The sequence below is a fragment of the Microcoleus sp. Pol12A5 genome (assembly GCF_036701435.1).
Classification (GTDB): domain Bacteria; phylum Cyanobacteriota; class Cyanobacteriia; order Cyanobacteriales; family Microcoleaceae; genus Microcoleus.
Genome location: NZ_JAUBQU010000258.1, coordinates 1 through 2,500, shown reverse-complemented (window position 1 = coordinate 2,500; position 2,500 = coordinate 1). Strand labels below are relative to the sequence as shown.

At 45.0% G+C, this 2,500-nt stretch carries 2 protein-coding genes; both read left to right on the top strand.

Annotated features, from left to right (window positions below; translation table 11 throughout):
- Positions 1 to 703: 703 nt before the first annotated feature.
- On the top strand, positions 704 to 1,657 hold the full coding sequence (locus tag QUA45_RS28515; protein WP_333223278.1) for a GDP-mannose 4,6-dehydratase: 954 nt from the start codon (positions 704 to 706) through the stop codon (positions 1,655 to 1,657).
- Positions 1,658 to 1,757: 100 nt separating this feature from the next.
- Positions 1,758 to 1,835, top strand: coding sequence for a hypothetical protein (locus tag QUA45_RS28510; RefSeq protein ID WP_333223280.1), 78 nt, complete (start codon positions 1,758 to 1,760; stop codon positions 1,833 to 1,835).
- Positions 1,836 to 2,500 lie beyond the last annotated feature (665 nt).

Below are 2,500 nucleotides of genomic sequence, written 5' to 3'. Positions count from 1 at the left end.
TACGACAATGAGTGGGGCTACAGTCAGCGGGTGGTTGACTTGGCTGAATTGGTCGCCGAACGTTGGGAAGCCTAGTACCCGAAGGCAGAAGGCTTTAGTCATTCGGCAGAAGGTAAAAATCCAGATATTTTGTACTTTTGAGTCGATTTCTAGCTGACTGGTTATTTCTGTTTTCGAGCGGTAGAGACTTTTGCCAGTCGATAGTTGGCGAGTACAAAATGAAATATGGCGCAGGACACGGCAGTGTCCACAGGTGTCAACTTAAGCCTGAAAGCCTTGGTATCTCTTGTTCATAGCTAAGTCGAGATCCCCCTAAATCCCCCTGGTTGTTGGGGGACTTTGATAATACTCTTGTCCCCCCCTTCTTAAAGGGGGGCAGGGGGATCTAGAGTTAATAGTCAAACAGCAGTCTGTGGCAGGGTTTGACGTTAAGTTGACACCAATGGGCAGTGCCGTCTCCCTACGATATCTGTATGCTGTTACTCCCAGCTATCGATCGAACTTTTTGCAATAATACTTCGATCGGGCTTTCGGGTCTGCTTGATGATAAATTTGTTGTGTGTTTGTAGTAAATGCTTAAAATTGCTTTAGTTAAGTTCTCGGAAAACCCCAAATATTAAAAAAATAAAAATTCAGACTATAAAAGTTAAACAACTGGAAAAATAGCAACACCTACGGTAGAGTTTGGGAAGCAAAAGGTGGTATGAAAAAAGCGCTAATTTGTGGTGTATCAGGTCAAGACGGAGCTTATTTAGCTAAACTGTTACTCGATCGAGGTTATGAAGTTTGTGGCACCTCCAGGGACGCCCAAATGTCCGGTTTCGGAAACCTGGCCCGTTTGGGCATCCGAGACAGAGTAAAACTAGAATCCATGTCTCTCAACGATTTTCGCAGCGTCTTGCAGGTACTAGCGAAAATTCAGCCCCACGAAGTGTACAATCTAGCAGGTCAAAGTTCCGTCGGCCTGTCTTTTGAACAACCCGTAGAAACCCTCGAAAGCATTGCCACAGGCACATTAAATCTGTTAGAAGCAATTCGGTTCACAGGTGGCAAAATTAAACTTTACAATGCCAGTTCCAGCGAATGTTTTGGGGATACCGCAGGCAGTCCAGCCGATGAAAATACGCCTTTTCGCCCCAGAAGTCCTTACGCCGTGGCAAAAGCAACCGCATTTTGGGAAGTAGCGAATTATCGGGAAGCGTACAATTTGTTTGCGTGTTCTGGTATTCTGTTCAATCACGAGTCGCCGCTGCGGCCGGAGAGGTTTGTTACCCAAAAAATTGTATCTGTTGTGTGCCGAATTGCTGCGGGCAGTTCCGAAAAACTGCATTTGGGAAATATTTCAGTGCAGCGGGACTGGGGTTGGGCGCCGGAATATGTGGAGGCGATGTATTTGATGTTGCAGCAGGAAGAACCGGACGATTATGTAATTGCCACGGGTGTAAGTTATCCTTTGGAGGAGTTTGTGCAGGCAGCGTTTGTTGCTGCGGGTTTGGATTGGCAGGAACATTTAGTAACCGATGCGAGTCTTTACAGACCGACGGAAATTGCAGTTGGGAGGGGAAATCCGGGTAAGGCAAAAGAAAAATTGGACTGGGAGGCAAAATATAAAATGCCCGATGTGGTGCGGATGATGGTGGAGGCGAGGCAGATTTGAGGGAAAATTATGGGGTGAAAATATGGAAGCAGAATATCCAACGGCTAATGATTGGTATAAAGCAAATCGCCTGGAGTAAAAAAAATATCGAGGTGAGTGGATAGTTTATACTAACCAAGGGGTGATTAGTCGCGATCGCGATTATGACAAAATGAAGGATGGTGTCGCTCCAACCTGATAAAGCTTAGATTATGTAATTGAGCGTATATTTTGAAAGCGAGTTTGTAGAGCCTATCCGGTTTGATCCTCTGAGAATGAGGACCTTAAAAGCTCACTATTGGCAACCTAAGTATGAGTTAAGACTGAAGTCTCTGAACACACTAAGAGGGAAAATGTTTGTTGATGCGGGTGCTGAAGTCAGTTTGATCACAAAGAAATTAGGGAGGAATTTAGGCTGTGCTAAGGCGAGAGGAGAAATTATATGAAACAATGCAAGTAGTTATATTAGCTGGGGTTTGGGGACAGTTCGTTTGGCTGCAGAGGGGCAATTGATGGCTTACCGCCACGGCGGTTTCTTTTTCGCGATGGATACTTACCGGGAATATAAGTATTTGAACGAGCTGTGGAATAATGGAGAGAGCCTTGGAAGATGTGGGAATGAGGGAGGTAGTAAGAAGGGGCGAGCGGTCTATTTTTGCGGTTTGCTACATCAAGTTGCCAAATAAGAGAAATTAGATAGAGGTTAAAGTGCAATTAGAACAACTACAGTCTACCCAGCCAGACACATCAGGTCAATTCTTAAAGCTACATTTGGGATGCGGGCCCCGAGTTCTGAAAGGTTGGAGAAATATGGATTTAAATTACCAACATTATCACCACCACTTGAAGCACTACACAGACAAG

Excerpts from the sequence above, each read along its gene's own strand:
- QUA45_RS28515 (WP_333223278.1), top strand. The coding sequence starts at position 704 with ATGAAAAAAGCGCTAATTTGTGGTGTATCAGGTCAAGACGGAGCTTAT.